At 50.1% G+C, this 15,718-nt stretch carries 17 protein-coding genes; 9 read left to right on the plus strand and 8 right to left on the minus strand.

Annotated elements, in window-relative coordinates; translation table 11 throughout:
• Positions 1 to 55: 55 nt before the first annotated feature.
• The gene (locus tag AC27IB_RS16765) at positions 56 to 247 is read right to left on the minus strand and encodes a hypothetical protein (RefSeq protein ID WP_105932886.1); all 192 of its coding nucleotides are present in this window, start codon (positions 245 to 247) and stop codon (positions 56 to 58) included.
• 258 nt (positions 248 to 505) lie between these two features.
• Here AC27IB_RS16765 and AC27IB_RS16770 point away from each other — a divergent pair, with 258 nt between their 5' ends.
• A complete protein-coding gene (locus AC27IB_RS16770; RefSeq protein ID WP_487122352.1) occupies positions 506 to 1,309 on the plus strand; it encodes a YggN family protein in 804 nt (267 codons plus the stop codon).
• Between the two features lie 54 nt (positions 1,310 to 1,363).
• Entirely contained in the window at positions 1,364 to 2,200 is an 837-nt protein-coding gene (locus AC27IB_RS16775; protein ID WP_487122354.1) for an SDR family oxidoreductase, read from the plus strand.
• A gap of 13 nt (positions 2,201 to 2,213) precedes the next feature.
• Here AC27IB_RS16775 and AC27IB_RS16780 read toward each other — a convergent pair whose 3' ends face one another.
• The 3 genes from AC27IB_RS16780 to AC27IB_RS16790 all read right to left on the minus strand — a co-directional run bounded on the left by AC27IB_RS16780 (position 2,214) and on the right by AC27IB_RS16790 (position 4,952).
• Positions 2,214 to 3,635, minus strand: a complete 1,422-nt coding sequence (locus AC27IB_RS16780) for a sodium-dependent transporter (RefSeq protein ID WP_296051422.1) — start codon at positions 3,633 to 3,635, stop codon at positions 2,214 to 2,216.
• A gap of 193 nt (positions 3,636 to 3,828) precedes the next feature.
• Positions 3,829 to 4,548, minus strand: coding sequence for an SDR family NAD(P)-dependent oxidoreductase (locus AC27IB_RS16785; protein WP_487122356.1), 720 nt, complete (start codon positions 4,546 to 4,548; stop codon positions 3,829 to 3,831).
• Positions 4,545 to 4,952, minus strand: a complete 408-nt coding sequence (locus AC27IB_RS16790; RefSeq protein ID WP_487122358.1) for a thiol-disulfide oxidoreductase DCC family protein — start codon at positions 4,950 to 4,952, stop codon at positions 4,545 to 4,547. Before AC27IB_RS16790 ends, AC27IB_RS16785 begins: the two co-directional genes overlap by 4 nt.
• A 93-nt stretch (positions 4,953 to 5,045) precedes the next feature.
• Here AC27IB_RS16790 and msrA point away from each other — a divergent pair, with 93 nt between their 5' ends.
• Positions 5,046 to 5,597, plus strand: a complete 552-nt coding sequence (gene msrA, locus AC27IB_RS16795) for a peptide-methionine (S)-S-oxide reductase MsrA (RefSeq protein ID WP_296051429.1) — start codon at positions 5,046 to 5,048, stop codon at positions 5,595 to 5,597.
• 62 nt (positions 5,598 to 5,659) lie between these two features.
• Here msrA and AC27IB_RS16800 read toward each other — a convergent pair whose 3' ends face one another.
• A complete protein-coding gene (locus AC27IB_RS16800; protein WP_487122360.1) occupies positions 5,660 to 6,799 on the minus strand; it encodes a hypothetical protein in 1,140 nt (379 codons plus the stop codon).
• Positions 6,800 to 6,952: 153 nt separating this feature from the next.
• On the opposite strand from AC27IB_RS16800, the gene AC27IB_RS16805 reads away from it, so the two are divergent.
• From AC27IB_RS16805 to AC27IB_RS16820, 4 genes are all read left to right on the plus strand, one after another.
• Positions 6,953 to 8,860 carry a metallophosphoesterase family protein gene (locus AC27IB_RS16805; RefSeq protein ID WP_487122362.1) on the plus strand — a complete coding sequence of 636 codons (1,908 nt, stop codon included), beginning with the start codon at positions 6,953 to 6,955 and terminating at the stop codon, positions 8,858 to 8,860.
• Positions 8,861 to 9,403, plus strand: a complete 543-nt coding sequence (gene fldB, locus AC27IB_RS16810; protein ID WP_296051440.1) for a flavodoxin FldB — start codon at positions 8,861 to 8,863, stop codon at positions 9,401 to 9,403.
• A complete protein-coding gene (locus tag AC27IB_RS16815) occupies positions 9,393 to 10,199 on the plus strand; it encodes a CLCA_X family protein (protein WP_487122364.1) in 807 nt (268 codons plus the stop codon). The genes fldB and AC27IB_RS16815 overlap by 11 nt, the downstream gene beginning before the upstream one ends.
• A gap of 135 nt (positions 10,200 to 10,334) precedes the next feature.
• Positions 10,335 to 10,736, plus strand: coding sequence for an ExbD/TolR family protein (locus AC27IB_RS16820; protein WP_296051444.1), 402 nt, complete (start codon positions 10,335 to 10,337; stop codon positions 10,734 to 10,736).
• 67 nt (positions 10,737 to 10,803) lie between these two features.
• Here AC27IB_RS16820 and AC27IB_RS16825 read toward each other — a convergent pair whose 3' ends face one another.
• Both AC27IB_RS16825 and AC27IB_RS16830 read right to left on the minus strand, forming a co-directional pair.
• On the minus strand, positions 10,804 to 11,547 hold the full coding sequence (locus AC27IB_RS16825) for a tRNA1(Val) (adenine(37)-N6)-methyltransferase (protein WP_487122366.1): 744 nt from the start codon (positions 11,545 to 11,547) through the stop codon (positions 10,804 to 10,806).
• Complete coding sequence (locus AC27IB_RS16830; protein WP_296051448.1) at positions 11,544 to 12,179, minus strand: NAD-dependent epimerase/dehydratase family protein; 636 nt, start codon at positions 12,177 to 12,179, stop codon at positions 11,544 to 11,546. Before AC27IB_RS16830 ends, AC27IB_RS16825 begins: the two co-directional genes overlap by 4 nt.
• 137 nt (positions 12,180 to 12,316) lie before the next feature.
• Between AC27IB_RS16830 and AC27IB_RS16835 the strand changes: the two genes are divergently transcribed.
• On the plus strand, positions 12,317 to 14,521 hold the full coding sequence (locus tag AC27IB_RS16835; protein ID WP_487122368.1) for a S9 family peptidase: 2,205 nt from the start codon (positions 12,317 to 12,319) through the stop codon (positions 14,519 to 14,521).
• Positions 14,522 to 14,597: 76 nt separating this feature from the next.
• Here the strand turns inward: AC27IB_RS16835 and AC27IB_RS16840 are convergent, their stop codons facing one another.
• A complete protein-coding gene (locus tag AC27IB_RS16840) occupies positions 14,598 to 14,819 on the minus strand; it encodes a hypothetical protein (RefSeq protein ID WP_296051453.1) in 222 nt (73 codons plus the stop codon).
• Positions 14,820 to 15,064: 245 nt separating this feature from the next.
• On the opposite strand from AC27IB_RS16840, the gene AC27IB_RS16845 reads away from it, so the two are divergent.
• The gene (locus AC27IB_RS16845; RefSeq protein WP_487122370.1) at positions 15,065 to 15,709 is read left to right on the plus strand and encodes an MBL fold metallo-hydrolase; all 645 of its coding nucleotides are present in this window, start codon (positions 15,065 to 15,067) and stop codon (positions 15,707 to 15,709) included.
• Positions 15,710 to 15,718: the final 9 nt, after the last annotated feature.

Consider the following 15,718-nt stretch of genomic DNA (forward strand, 5'->3'; position numbering starts at 1 on the left):
GCGCTCATCAGAGCGCTTTTTTACCGAATACCTAAGCAGGTTAACGGTGATTTATTTAGCCGATTACGTAGAGCATCAACAAGCTGATAACCAGGCCGCTTACGCCCAGATAGCCCATTTCAATTCGCTCATGCAGGGCTTCGCTGCCCTCTTTGCCAGACATAAAGCCCATGACGATGCTGCTCATGCCTAAAGTAAACGCTACTAACGCAACACCAAATAAAATTGCATCAATCCAGTCACTCATAATCTTTACCCTATAAAAATTCTGCGCGTATTATGCACTAAGGAAACAAAAATGAACATGCGCAAAATCAATATTCCGTTGAATAATGAACATGGTCAAATACGCTAATAATTAGTGTTACTTCCAAAACAATAGGAATTAAATTTGCCAACGAATACCACGAAAAAACCTAACCCATTGTTTTAAATAAACTTAACAGATTGGCCTGTGAATTGCGATACGACATTCGTATTGTTTAAAGCAGAAATGAGGATAACCATGAAAACTGTTGCTGCATCATTGATTTTAACCTCTGCCTTAATGGCTCAACCGGCACTGGCACACGTTGAAGTTGATAATAAATGTAATATGGAACTGCACGGCTCGGTAACGTTTGACCATGGCGATCTGACCATCACCACCGAGAGTGGTGAAAAGGTGCTGATCACCCCCAGTCACCAGTTATACGTTGATAGCCAGGCAGTAAACCTGGATAGCGAAGAGCAGCGTTGGGTATCTGATTATTACACCAGCATTGAAACCGCTATTCCTATGACTGTTGAAATTGCCCGTGACGGCATCAAGATTGCCAGCTTCGCCATTACCGAAGTATTCACCGAACTGCTGGGTGAAAATAATGACCTGGCGGAAGATTTTGATACGCTGTTTACCGACCTGTCGAATGAGATTGACGAGCGCTTTTACGCTGCCGACGGCACGTATAAGTTCGATAGCACCGGCCTCGAGGGTGACTGGGCTGATGCCGCCTGGAGCGAAGAGTTTGATGACAAAATTGAGTCGCTGGTAGAGCGTTCTACCGGTCACCTGCTAATGGCCATTGGTCGTCAGATGCTGTTTGAAGACGGCGACATGGACGCCTTTGCCAATCGCATGGAAAACTTTGGCGAAATGATTGAGCAACGGGTTGAAGGTGAAGCGGATGCGCTGGAAAGCAAAGCTGAAGAATTGTGCACCGTGCTGGCCAAAGCCGACTATGCCGAATCACGCATGCAGAAGAATATCGCCGGATTATCTGGTCTGGATTTACTGGAAACCACCGGTAAATCAACCCTGAAACAATAATGAAATCGCTACCGGAAGTGTTAAGCTTTAGCAAAACAAACACCGGTAGCGTAAATGACATCTCAACAAGTAAATAAACTGATACTTTGTGGTTGTGGCTGGCTGGGAGGTTATCTCGCCAGCCATTTTCGTTCTCAGATGACTATCTACGGAACTACCCGTAGTGAAGACAAAGCCAGGGCATTAAGTCAGCAAGGTATTCAGGCCATCCCTTTTACGCTGGGTGATAACCCACAGGACCTGCTAGCGGTAGCCCCCGACAGCACCTTTGTTCTTAATATTCCGCCGGGCAGACGCAATACCGATTTAAGCCAATTTACCTCAGCCATGCAGCAATTAATATCGGCGTTGTATAACCAGGTTCCGCCCAAACAGCTTATTTTTATCAGTACCACATCGGTTTATGGCGATCAGGAAGGCGATATCACCACTATTACCGCGCCAGCGCCAAACACCGCCTCTGGCGAAGCCCATGTTGAGATTGAGCAATGGCTCCAAAACACTGCGCCGGACTCGGGATACATATTGCGCCTGGCCGGTTTAACCGGGCCAGACAGGCATCCGGTAAAGACCCTGGCAGGCCGAACACTCAGCGGCGCCACTCAGGTAGTAAACCTGGTCCATGTTGATGATGTGGTAAAGGTGATAGAGGCACTTTTAGTGCAAAAGCCCGCTAACAAGCTCTGGCATTTATGTAGCGATGAACACCCTATGCGCGGAGACTATTACCCGCAAATGGCACAACGGCGGGGGTTACCAGCCGTTGAATTTAGTGACGAATTAACCAGCGCAAGCGTGCCTTCGGGCAAACACATTAACCCCGGGGCAACCCTTACCGGCCTCGGGATAACGCTTAATTACCCCACACCGTGGACAATGCAACCGGCCTGATGGCCGGTACTGACTAGCCAAACAGACTGACACCAAAATATTTCAGCGCCACGGTATTAACGAATATCACCGCCAGAATGAGCGGAATAAACGTACCTACCGAAATATCCACATAGCGTTCAACCCAGCTGCCTTTGTAGTTGGGCGCGCCAACCTGCAGTGCCTTGTTGAAGTTATGGCGCTTCCAGCGATACATCACAAAAATACAAATTAGCAGGCCATTGAGTGGCAAAATCGTGTCGTAGAACACGTCATATACTACATCAAAGAAAGACTTATCCGCCCCCGCGTAAGCGGTGAATGAAGTCAGGGCCGGCACAAAGCCAAACGACAATGCACACAACGCGGCAAATACCACCAGCAGCACACCGAGTACCACCAATGACTTGCGACGGCTGTAGTCTTTTTCGTCCATCAAGGCTGCCACTGGCACCTCAAAGATAGACACCAGGGAAGTAATGGCAGCAAAGAATACCAGCAGGAAGAAAATGCTGGCCACGATGCTGGCGCCAATAAATCCGATGCTGGTTTGTAAGGCCAGAAAAATCTGCGGCAAAAATGAGAAGATCATGCTAATTGATGACTCACTCAGCTCGGTAGTATCGATGTTCGGATTAAACGAAAATATCGCAGGTAAAATCATCAGGCCGGCCGTGAACGCTACTGCGGTATCGGTGATAGCCACCAGCTTGGCCGAGTTAGGAATGTCGGACTGGTTATCAATATAACTACCATAGGTAATCATGATCCCCATGCCCAGACTTAACGAAAAGAAAGCCTGCGACAGAGCGCCGTTAATAACCGAGGCATTAATTTTGCTGAAATCCGGTACCAGATAAAAGCTCACCCCCGCCATGGCGTTGTCTTGGGTCAGCACGAAAATCACCAGCAGAACCAGCATCACAAACAAGGTGGGCATCAATAACTTGGCCGCTTTTTCGATACCCTGTTTAACACCGCCCTGTAAGATGCCGTACATAATGCCCAATACGGCGGCCATGTAGGCGAATATCACCGGCGAGTTGATAAAGTTACCGAAGGTATTCGGGTCGGCGAGTAATTCTAAATCACCTGTCACCGCATAAAACAGATAGCCAAATATCCATACCGTGATCACCAGATAAAACACGGCAATCATAAAAGGGGTAACAATGGATAACCAACCGGCAATCTTCCACTTCGCCGAGTTGCCGGTGAGATCAGAATAGGCTCCCAACGGATCTTTCTTGGTGTGTCGTCCCACCGACATTTCAGCCATCATTACCGGTAAACAAATGGCGAATACAAAAATAGCGTACATCAGCAGGAATGCGCCGCCACCATTTTTTGCAGCGCCCACCGGAAATCCCACCAGGTTGCCAATGCCTACCGCAGAGCCTGCGGCGGCCAGAATAAATCCAAGGCGCGATCCGAACTGTTCTCTGGTCCCGCTCATATAAGTTCCTCTTGTGATTTTTATTGTTGCTTTATTTCGGAACGGTGCGCACAACTTCTTTTATAGGTAATGACGGTTGGCTGCGTCCTGTCGTCCGATTTTTTCCAATTGCATACTATCAATACCCCGTAAAAAAGTCTTGGGTTTCATCGGAAGCAATCAGCCAGCGGGCGGGTAACGCTGTACGCGCAACTTACCAGGGGATGGGTTTGTTGTCCCAGTCGAGGAAATAAGGACTGTGATCTACTTTGCGTAGCTGAATCATGGTGACCAGTTGCTGCGCGGTAAATTCTGGCGTAAACAGTTTTTCAGGTTTTACGTTACGCTGAAAAGGCTCAGATAGCTGTGAATCCACTGTGCCAGGATGATAGCAAATCAGACTGGTGTGTTTGGCTCGCCGCTTGTACTCCACCGCAGCGGTTTTCACCAGCATATTAAGTGCCGCCTTGGAGGCCCGGTACCCATACCAGCCTCCCAGGCCGTTATCTTCGATACTGCCTACCCGGGCACTCAGCACGGTTAAGGTTGAATGCTCTGAAGGGAAAAAACCTACCAGCTGTTTTATCCAGAGCATCGGCAATACAGTGTTAATGGCAAAGTAATGCTGCAGCGCCTCAGGCGTGATGTCCTCGAGGCGTTTTTCCGGTTGTACCTCACTGTCGTGCAATATACCGGTAGTGCACACCACATGGTGAAACTGCATGTCGTGTTGCTTACATTCTGCCAGCCAGTCTGCGACCGCCTGTTCATCCGTTGTGTCAAGCTGTATTGCTTTGAGGTTTGCCTGCGCGTGGTCATTCTCCTGCACCTGACGCGACACCGCATAAACAGTAGCCTGTGGAAATGCCTTGTGCATTTGCTGCGCAATGGCCTTACCTATAGCGCCGCTACTGCCAATCACTAATACATTCATGTTTTTTTGAGCTCACACTGCTGGCAACGTTTTTGCCCGGTTAGTAAGTAGGATATGCGGTATCGGTGTTTGGCAAACCACAGGTAAAAACGGTCTGCTAGCGGTTTTATCAGCGGCCAGCGCAATGGCGCATACAGCCAGCCTTTGCCCACCAGTCGCCAGGCTTCGTAGGTCACATCCAGACCAATGAGCATCGTGCCGTCGGCTCGCATGGCGTGAATACGATCGTTCAGGGCCTGCCAGTCGAGTCCGGGAAAGCGTTGGTTAAATTCCGCGGTCATAATATCGACAAAAGCCAGTTTGTTATCCTGGTTAAGGCGCTTCAGGTGGCGCATTTCTATGGCACACAGCGGGCAGCCGCCGTCATAGAATATGGTGAGTTGTGGCATTGTTTTTGTATTCATGCTTGCTTATACGCACAAATTTATCGCCTGGATGACTTGAAGATCAGTCTTTACGCCACCACACTTCATGCATAACAAAATGCGGAGTTTTTTATGACAACCACAGCGACAGAAACCACGGCAACCGCCACACTGGCCGGCGGCTGCTTCTGGTGTATCGAATCAGCCTTTAATCAGGTTCAGGGCATTAAACTGGCCACCTCGGGTTATGCCGGCGGTCACACCGATGCCCCCAGCTACGAAGCCGTTTGTAAAGGCGATACCGGTCATGCAGAAGTAGTACAGCTTACTTACTACCCGGACCAAATCAGCTATCGGGAAATTCTCGAAATCTTTTTTGCGTTGCACGATCCAACGCAGTTGAATCGCCAGGGTAATGATGTGGGTACCCAATATCGCAGTGCCGTGTTTTACCACGACGATGAGCAAAAGGCCGAAGCGGAAGCGATTATCCGGGAAATGACGGAAGAGGCGACCTGGCCGGAGCCTATTGTTACTGAGGTAGTGCCGCTGTCCAATTATTCTGATGCGGAAGATTACCATCAGTCATATTTTAAAAATAACCCTCAAAATCAGTACTGCGCTATGGTTGTGGGGCCAAAACTGGCGAAATTTAAAAAGACTTTCGCTGATCGTCTGCGTTAACGCAAACGGGCTGGTTTATGCCAGCCCGTCATGCATTCTTATTTAACCACTCATTTAATCATTTAGTTAAACCAACTGGCATCTATTGGCATGCTAAACAGTAACGGTGCCATCCCCTCGTAACGGGCCTTGTTGGCCGGGCACTGCAGATTCTTCATGTAATTTACCTTCCACGGATCGTTTATCATCCACAGGGTGTCACCTATCACCGCCAGGCCTTCAATAGAGGCATTATCCATAACTTCTTCGGCAGAACAGTTTTGTGGGTCACCACTGGGAGCAGTAAATTGTAATGCTATTTTGCGGGTTGGCATCTGCGCTGCGGTATCGATCACCCATAACTCATTATCGTTACGCGCTGCGGCCAGTAAAAAGCCGCTGTCAGCCCCTTCAGGCTGATAATACTCCAGTCCGTTGATCGGATGACGGCCGCTATCAAACGCCGGTACCAGCAACGCCGGGTCTTCCACCTCGACAAAGTCGCTGCTGTCCCAGAACGCCTTATCAAGGGTGACTGAAAATACCCTCGGATTACCCGCATTGTCCCGTTCAAGGGCCAGATACAAAGTCCGGTCCTGCCCCAGCGCCATACCCTCAATGCCATCATTGGGAAAATCGCCCACTGCAAAGGATAAAGGATACTGCAGCGGTCGCACGTGAGTCATGGTTGCACGGCCGTTATCGTGTTGTTCAATACGCACCAGAAGCGTTGGATAATCAGTCGAACCGGTTGCTTCATAGCGCTGCTGGCAACGGTCCGACAACGCACCGGTACGCGTGGCATCTTCGGTAACCGTATAAAACACGTTGGGTTGTTCGGGGTCGGCAACCAGCGCTTCCAAATCCGGCTCGTCGGACAGGTAATTGGAAAAGCAACTGCGGCGTACCCGGCTTGCCATGCCCATGTCATCAGGACGAGCGGCCAGGGTGGCGGTAGCCGGGTCGAGCTGGTGCAGTCGGCGGCGCTGATACTCTTTAGCGCTGGCGTCAGAGATTGTATATAGCATCCCATCAACCTGGGTCAGGCCGGAGGTTTGCGGATCCAGCATAACACCGCCGGCCGCTTCCATTATCCAGCTGCCGGCCAGCACGTATTCCTCAGGTGCCGTCTGGGGTTCGATTTTAGGGGTAGGTTGTTTGTCGTTGCTGCAGGCACTTAATAAGCCCGCCGCTAACAGGCTTAAAAACCAGGCTGATTTCATTGTCAGGTCCAATCCATAGTCATTTTGCGCTTATCGTCGCCTACTGACCCACCCCGGTCAAGCCCGTTGAGCAAACGGCTTGCGCTGTTGAGCGCACTTGCCTGAAACTGAACAGCACCGTATAGTCTGGCAGTAACTACTACAGGAGCAGTTTTGACCTCATCACCCCTTCCTCTTGTTATCGCCGGGCCCATTTTAAGGCATACGCAGCGGGCTGATTTTACCCTTTGGCTGGTTACCTCAGAACCGGCCGAAATCACAGTAGCTGTAAGTCAGGCCCAACAGGCACTAAGCAGTGAAACCACCGACCGCGTTATCCAGGTAGGAGAGCGGGCTTTTATTCACGTGGTGACCTGCACAGCAGAAGCCCCTTTGGCGAGCGATACGCTGTATCATTATCAACTCGAGTTTAAGCAAACGGCGCAACAACGCCGCTGGCAGAATCAGTTGCCTGCGCTGTGCTATTCGGGCCAGACGACCTTACACTTTCGCGTCCCCGAGACGATAGCCAATGTCCTGCACGGCAGTTGTCGTAAGCCCCACCATCCCTCTCAGGACAGCCTGGTTAGGGTTGACGAGCTGATTGGCGAAGAGTGTCGCGGCGGTGCAACCAGACCCGACTTACTGCTAATGACCGGCGATCAAATCTACGCTGATGACGTAGCGGGCCCCATGCTACAGGCCATTATGCAGACGATTGCGCGACTGGGGTTGTTTCATGAAACCCTTGATGAGGCCATTGTAGATTCGACCGCGCAGCTCGATGGCCACCCTTATTGCTATTACCACCGCCAGCAAATATTGCCGCAGGTCGCCACCAACACCGCATTATCCAAGTTATTTTTCGGCGCCAAAAAAAAGCCGGTTTTTACCTCGGTAAATGCGCAGAATCATCTTATTGGTCTGGCCGAAGTGATTGCGATGTATTTATTGGTGTGGTCGGATGCGCTCTGGGCAGATATCGCCTTTAATGCCAACGAAGTCGACCCGGCCCATCAGGCCTTATTTAACCGCGAAGCCGACATTATCGACCAGTTCAGCCAGTCCTTACCTCAGGTTCGCCGCGCACTGGCGCATATTCCCAGTTATATGATTTTTGACGATCACGATGTCACTGACGACTGGAATCTTACCCGGGGCTGGGAACAGGAAGTCTATGGTCATCCGTTGTCACGGCGCATGGTGGGCAATGCGCTGGCCGGCTACTGGCTGTGTCAGGGCTGGGCAAATCAGCCCGACCGTTTTGCCGCCATCGAAAAGCTCGCCAATGAGAACTTTACAGCCAACGGCATGGTAAAACACCCGGCCTTTATCGACGCCCTATTTGAGTGGGAGCAATGGCACTATCAGCTGGACACCCAGCCACCGGTGCACGTATTGGATACCCGTACCCGCCGCTGGCGCAGCGAGTCCAGCCTGAACAAACCTTCCGGGCTGATGGACTGGGAAGCCCTTTGTGAGTTTCAGCATCAGCTTATTGGTCAGAATGCGGTAATTGTGGTGTCTGCCGCGCCCATTTACGGCGTAAAGTTTATTGAGGTGATCCAGAAACTGTTTACCCTGGCTGGCAAAGCATTAACCGTCGATGCGGAAAACTGGATGGCGCATAAAGGCACCGCCAGCGTCATACTGAATATTTTCCGGCATTATAAAACGCCACCACACTTTATTATTTTGTCTGGTGATGTGCATTACTCCTTTGTTTATGATGTTCGCTTGCGCTTCAGACGCAACAGCCCTGAAATCACCCAATTTACCTGTAGTGGCATTAAAAATACGTTTCCAAATACGCTTATCCGCTGGCTCGACCGTTTAAACCAGTGGTTTTACAGCACCCGTTCACCGCTCAATATTTTTACCCGCCGACGCAACATGTCGGTGCACGACAGGCATCCCGATAACAATGACCGTATTGCACTGCTTAATCAGGCAGCCATTGGCCAGATGCTGATTGATCCGGAAATTGAAAATGTTCGTTGTATTGCCTTGTGTAGTAACGGCGACACGGTAGAATTCCCCCCCGAACTGTCGGATGACGAAACACCAGCAAGAGAACAGTAAATGAGTGATACCGGATTAAAAATTGGCCTGTTTTACGGCTCAACTACCTGCTATACCGAAATGGCCGCTGAAAAAATTCAGGACCAGCTTAACGCCTTATTTGGCGAGCCGGTTGTTGAGTTACATAACATTCAGGAAGTATCACTGAGTCAGACCGCGGCCTACGATATCCTGATCCTGGGCATATCCACCTGGGATTTTGGTGAATTACAGGAAGACTGGGAGTCAAGCTGGGACGACGTCCACCAGCTCGATCTGTCAGGCAAAATAGTGGCTCTGTACGGGTTGGGCGACCAACTCGGCTATGCCGACTGGTTCCAGGATGCACTGGGCATGCTGCACGATGCCATTGCGCCTTCCGGTTGTCAGTTTATTGGCTACTGGCCTAACCAGGGCTATGAATTTACCCAGTCCAAAGCCCTGACCGAAGATGGCTCGCACTTTGTTGGTCTGTCACTGGATGATGAAAACCAATACGACCAAACCGATGAACGGGTCCTGACCTGGTGTACTCAACTGGTAACCGAACTCAGTGAGCTCTGACGGTAAAAGTCCACCGCCTGTCGGACGACTGCACCAGCAATACTACCGTAATGGTCAGAGTCACCGCGATGGTGCCGACGTCTCGTTCCAGGATATTCGTCGGTTATTCGGCTTTCAGTCGATTACGGTAGGCCGATGGGTTACCGCCGCAGAGCAACAAATTGCGGCCAATCTATTCTTCGATGCACTGTATGATTTAATTGATATATTGCAGGTGAATGAGCGGGTGGTCTCGCTCAATGGTTCGCTGTCACTGGCTTTTGGTACCGGCGGCCAAAAACACGCCAACGCTCACTATCACCCGGCCAAACGTCAGCTGGCACTGGCCAAAAATGCCGGCGGCGGTGCACTGGCCCATGAGTGGTTCCATGCCTTTGACCATTACATCAGTCAACGTTTTCTGAGTCGTCCTCAGCCGTTGCTTTTTGCCTCACAGGCCTGGCTGGATGATGCCGAACTGGTCGAACATCCTTTGAATTTACGCCTCGCTGAGTGCTTTCAACTGCTGTTTTTAGACGCCGATGGCGGTGCCCCTAACGACTACGTTTTACGCTCAGTAGAAGCAGATAAGGCATTGAAAAGCTTTTATTTTGCATCACCACCCGAAATGGCCGCCAGGGCCTTCGAAGCCTGCATCCAGGACCAGTCAATTAAGAACGCATTTTTAGTTCAGGGGACAAAAATGTCGGTAGAGGCTAGACTTGGCATTTATCCTCATGGTATTTTGAGACAGCAGCTAAACGACGCTTTTAAGTTGTATTTTTACCAACTGGGTGTGGCGCTGTCCGCTAAATGATGTTGCTTTCTAACGAAAGTGAACGACTAAGTCAGTAAGTTTATCGCTTTTAGTAATAATGTTTGTACAAATTACTACATATTTTTGTTACAAACAGTATACTAGGCAGACAAGTGTTAGAGACAAGAAAACGAAATGAAAAGAAAAAAGCATACTTCTGGGGATGACGAAGCCCAGGTCGACATGACGCCCATGCTGGACATTGTGTTCATCATGCTGATCTTCTTTATCGTAACGACATCATTCGTTAAAGAGAAAGGTCTGGATGTTAATCGCCCAGAAAATAAAAACGCATCAAACCAGCCAAGTAAGTCTCTGTCGATTCGTATCGATGAGACAGGTACTATCATGATGAATGGCCGCGAAGTTGACATTCGTCGTGTTATTGCGAACATTCAAACTTACTTAGCTGAAAACCCAACCGACACTGCAGCTATCCAGGCTCACGAGAATACTGAGCACGGTGTAGTGGTTGAGGTAATGAACCAAGCTAAAGAAGCTGGGATCAATAAAGTATCAGTGCTGGTTAAATCTTAATAACCTAAGCTGATGATAAAAAGCGCGTTTACCGCGCTTTTTTTGTGCCTGCAGTATCCCTTTTTAATTAGAAATTAAGGTAATAATCAGCGCAGAGTGTTTTATACTCGGGCGTATACTGGTTATCTTCAGCACGGATAGTTAACAGTTCAGCGGTAGCTTTACAGGGCTCACGAACAAAGCAGTACACCCCAAGGTAAGGTGGAGTACAGGCATTGTGCCGAACGGCCATCCGATGCTGTAAATACCACCCACATTGCAAGGCATTATCCAGCACCAATGCTTCTCTGGTGATAGGATACATACAGTAAAGCCGGCCCTCAGCAGTACTCAGCAAAGCCGTTTCAGCAAAAAATTGTTCTACACTCAGCGTCTGCTCCGTTCGTGCCTGCCCTCGATTTTGAGCCATCGACGCATAAGCGCGGGTGGGACTGACCGCATCAGCGAAATACGGCGGGTTAGAGACGATCAGGTCAAAGCAGCCCGGGCCATCTATGGCCTTAAGTGAGCTGTGTAGTACTGAGATTTTGTCAGGCCAGGGGCTGTTAAGACGGTTTTGGCTCGCCTGGGCAATCGCTGCCGAATCGATATCAATAGCAGTGATCACCGTAGCAGGAGCGCTTTTTTGCGCCAGCATCAAGGCCAGAATACCTGAACCGGTGCCCACATCGAGAACCCGCCGTGCATTACCCACTTCAACCAGGCTGCCCAGAATTAAACTGTCTGTGGAGACTTTCATTGCACAGCGGTCGTGTGCCACAAAAAACTGTTTGCACTGAAACCCTTTGGGTTTGGCACTACGACCACTCATTTGAAGGACTGGTGGCGCATCATTTCGCGAGCCACCTGATGAGGATAGACCGCCCGGTATTTTTTTAGCCGGCCGATGAGCAAGGGCTTTAAGAGTTGCATCATGCCGGCACCAAAGCGCTCCAGTGGACGGTTATCATTAGGGCGCTCGCCAATCAGCACACCGGGCCTCACAGCGGCGGCATTAGGTAACTGCGGCATGCGCATAATCGCGTTTTCCAGTTCACCTTTCACGCGCAGGTAGTAATTTTTGCTGTTGGCATTGGCACCCACCGATGAAATCCACACAAACCCATTAGCCCGCTGAGCTCTGGCCAGCTGGGCCGCAACGTGTACATATTCAAAATCGACCTTGCGAAAGGCACGGATGTCACCTGCTTTCTTTAACGTAGTCCCCAAACAACAATACACATGGTCAACCGAGAAGTACCCCTGATACTCATCCAGCGTGTCAAAATCGATCACCACCGGCCGCAGTTTGTTATCCGGGTCCTGGTAGTGCTGCCGTCCCAGGGGACGCCTGAGCAGACAGGTCACCGATTCATAACGGGGATCCAACAGCAGCAGACGCAGCAGGTTTTGGCCTACCAATCCACTGGCTCCCAGGATAAGCGCACTTTTTAATACCGCCAAATTGTGTCATCCTCTAGCTTTAAATAAGAGCCTGCTCAGCGCAGCACTCTTCTGTATAACAACAACTTGTTTATACGTATTTCAGAGCAAATGCGTGCAGTAAGCAAGCCCTAATAACGACAGATAATAGCGTATCCATGAAAAAAGCTTTAATACTTGGAGCCCTTATGCTCACAAACACGGTAGCCGCTGAAAAGCTGACCATCGAACGAATTTATGCATCGCCGTCACTTGACGGTAGTTCTCCCCGCAACCTCCAGGTTGCCCCGGATGGCAAGCGCGTAACCTATTTGCAGGGAAAGCAGTCCGATTATGAACGCCTTGACCTGTGGGAATACAATATTGCCTCGGGTAGCTCGCGGCTGCTGTTCGATTCCGATGACTTATCCTCAGGCGAAGAAACCCTTTCTGACGAAGAGAAAGCGCGCCGCGAACGGATGCGCTTATCTGGCAGCGGCATTGTCAGCTACCAATGGTCCGCCGACGGCCAGGCGCTGTTATTCCCCATGGGCGGCGATGTCTTTTACCATCAGCTAGGTAAGCCCGGAGCTCGTCAGTTGCTGAATACCGATGCCTTCGAAACCGACATCAAGTTATCGCCAAAAGGTAACTATATTTCGTTTATTCGCGACCAGAACCTGTTCATCAAGCACATAGAGTCAGGCAAGGAAACCGCGATTACCCGTGACGGTGGCGGCAATATTAAATACGGCATGGCCGAGTTTGTGGCACAGGAAGAAATGAACCGTATGACCGGCTACTGGTGGTCGCCGGATGAGGCGTATATTGCGTTTACCGAAGTAGATGAATCGCCGGTTGAAGTGATCACCCGCTCAGAAATCTATGCTGACGAAATCAAGATGATTGAGCAAAGGTACCCCAAAGCCGGTACGCCGAACGCCACCATCAAACTGGCCGTGCAGCACATTGAGAGCGGTAACCGCCAGTGGATTGATACGGGTAAAGAGCAGGATATTTATATTGCCCGCGGTAAATGGATGCCTGACAACGAACATTTTACCTATCAGTGGCAAAGTCGAGACCAGCAACAACTGGAACTGCGCAGCTACAACGTCAATAACCAGCAGCAAAAGCTGGTGCTTAAAGAGCAATCCAACACCTGGGTAAACCTGCATGACGACTTTACCTTCTTAGCCGATGGTAAACATTTTATCTGGGCTTCTGAGCGTGACGGCTTTAAGCACCTCTACTTGTTCAGCAATGACGGTAAACTGGTCCGTCAGCTTACCGACGGTGAATGGGTCGTGGACGAACTGGAAGCGGTTAACGATAAAACCGGCCAGGTTTACTTTACCGGCCGCAAAGACACACCGCTGGAGCGCCATCTTTATGTTACCGACCTTCAAGGCAGTGCACCACAGCGGCTCACCGATCGCGAAGGTATGCACGGTATTAGCTTTAGCCGCGATGCCTCAATTTATGTGGATAGCGCTTCAACCGCTAACCGCCCCACCCAGGTAAGTTTGCACAGCGCCAACGGCAAGCAGCTCACCTGGCTGGAAGAAAATGCGCTGGATGAAAACCACCCACTTACCCCGTACCTTAGTGACTGGGTAGAGCCTGAGTTTGGCGCCATCACCAATGACGACGGCATTGACCTGCATTACCGCCTTTACAAGCCGGCAGAGCTGAAAGGCAAGCATCCGGTTATTGTTTATCTGTATGGAGGTCCACACGCGCAGGTGGTTAACAACGCCTGGGGCGGTAATCGTGGCTTGCTGATGCAACACTGGGTGAGCAAAGGCTATGTGGTATTTAGTATTGATAACCGCGGCTCCAATTATCGCGGCAAAGCTTTTGAGGAACCTATCTACAAAGCCATGGGCAGTGTAGAAGTGGACGATCAGGTATCCGGCGTTAAATTCCTCCACACGCTGCCCTATGTGGATAAAGAGCGCATCGGCGTATATGGCCACAGCTACGGTGGCTACATGACTCTGATGAGCATGTTCAAAGCCGGCGATTACTTTAAAGCCGGTGTATCCGGTGCGCCGGTCACTACCTGGCGGTTGTACGACACGCACTACACCGAACGGTATATGGGCAACCCGAACACCGATAGCGATGCCTATGAAGCGTCATCGGTATTCCCTTATGCCGAAGGGCTCAAAGGCCCGCTGCTGATCTATCATGGAATGGCCGATGACAACGTGTTGTTTACCCACAGCACCAAGCTGTATAAACACCTGCAGGATGCCGCCAAACCTTTCGAGGTAATGGACTATCCCGGCAAGAAGCACAGCATTCGGGGTAAGCAAACAGGTATACATTTGTATCACACCATCACAAATTTCTTCGACAGACATTTTGATGTGAAGTAAATACACCCGGCACAAAAAAGCACTCAATGGTCTGAACCACTGGGTGCTTTTTTATAGCTACTTTTTAAGGTAACTGTCAGGCTTCTTTGGCAAAGCCTCTGAAAACATACCCCAGTGCATCACACGCCCGTCCTACCGGACAGTCTTCTTTATGCACAATATCCAACCCAACTCTGACGGCTTTCTCTTTGCACACACTGCACTCACAAGCCACATCAGACGACTCATCAGTAATAAACTGGCCAGCGTCGAGCAAATCCATAATGATGATCTTGAGATCTTCCCGAGAAACGTCCACATTCGTCTCCTACATACGATTAGTTTCAGGATGATTATATTTGCAGTGGCCGGTATGAGTGCATATCGATGGGAATAATCAGGTATAGCCAGACAAACTCTGAGTGATTGAACTTTAGTATAAAGGCATTAAAAAACCACCGAAAATCAACACACCAACTATTCTCCGGTGGTGATAGGTCTGATTGTGACATCGGCGAATATTTCCTGCTAACATAACTACAAATTTCCCGGCCAGATACCATTGTGAAAATACTTGTTATTCCTGTTACCCCATTTGCTCAAAACTGCTCATTAATCTGGGATCCCGACACCATGAAAGGGGCGCTGGTCGACCCCGGGGGCGATGAAGACAAGCTCTATAAGGCAGTAAGCGAGCACCAGGTGAGCATCGAAAAAGTTATTCTCACTCATGGCCACCTCGACCACGTGGGCGGCACAACCGCGGTGGCGGCGCATTACAATGCCCCGGTTATCGGCCCCCATATTGGCGATAAATTCTGGCTCGATGGTCTGATGCAGCAAAGTCAGATGTTTGGCTTTCCGCCAGCGCAGCCATTCAGTCCCAACCAGTGGTTAACCGAAGACGACACCATTTCGGTGGGCAACCTGACGCTGGAAATTCTGCACTGTCCGGGGCATACACCCGGTCACGTTGCGCTGGTTGAGCGCAGCAGTAATAAAGTGATTGTGGGCGATATTATCTTTGCCGGTTCAATAGGCCGTACCGACTTTCCTCAGGGCAACCACCAGCAATTAATTGCTGCAATTCGAGAAAAGCTGTTTACCCTGCCAGACGATATGACCGTTTACCCTGGCCACGGCCCCACTACCAGCATTGGGCATGAACGCACCACCAACCCTTTTGTGGCAGATGCCAAATTTGGCTAACTTCTAACA

The sequence above is a fragment of the Alteromonas sp. 4NH20-0104 genome (genome assembly GCF_057547795.1).

Bases quoted from the DNA above. Each gene is read 5' to 3' on its own strand.
- AC27IB_RS16820 (WP_296051444.1), top strand. From the start codon at position 10,335: ATGAAAAGAAAAAAGCATACTTCTGGGGATGACGAAGCCCAGGTCGAC.
- AC27IB_RS16825 (WP_487122366.1), bottom strand. From the start codon at position 11,547: ATGAGTGGTCGTAGTGCCAAACCCAAAGGGTTTCAGTGCAAACAGTTT.
- AC27IB_RS16785 (WP_487122356.1), bottom strand. From the start codon at position 4,548: ATGAATGTATTAGTGATTGGCAGTAGCGGCGCTATAGGTAAGGCCATT.
- AC27IB_RS16835 (WP_487122368.1), top strand. From the start codon at position 12,317: ATGAAAAAAGCTTTAATACTTGGAGCCCTTATGCTCACAAACACGGTA.
- AC27IB_RS16790 (WP_487122358.1), bottom strand. From the start codon at position 4,952: ATGAATACAAAAACAATGCCACAACTCACCATATTCTATGACGGCGGC.
- AC27IB_RS16775 (WP_487122354.1), top strand. From the start codon at position 1,364: ATGACATCTCAACAAGTAAATAAACTGATACTTTGTGGTTGTGGCTGG.
- fldB (WP_296051440.1), top strand. From the start codon at position 8,861: ATGAGTGATACCGGATTAAAAATTGGCCTGTTTTACGGCTCAACTACC.
- AC27IB_RS16800 (WP_487122360.1), bottom strand. From the start codon at position 6,799: ATGAAATCAGCCTGGTTTTTAAGCCTGTTAGCGGCGGGCTTATTAAGT.
- AC27IB_RS16765 (WP_105932886.1), bottom strand. From the start codon at position 247: ATGAGTGACTGGATTGATGCAATTTTATTTGGTGTTGCGTTAGTAGCG.
- AC27IB_RS16780 (WP_296051422.1), bottom strand. From the start codon at position 3,635: ATGAGCGGGACCAGAGAACAGTTCGGATCGCGCCTTGGATTTATTCTG.
- msrA (WP_296051429.1), top strand. From the start codon at position 5,046: ATGACAACCACAGCGACAGAAACCACGGCAACCGCCACACTGGCCGGC.
- AC27IB_RS16770 (WP_487122352.1), top strand. From the start codon at position 506: ATGAAAACTGTTGCTGCATCATTGATTTTAACCTCTGCCTTAATGGCT.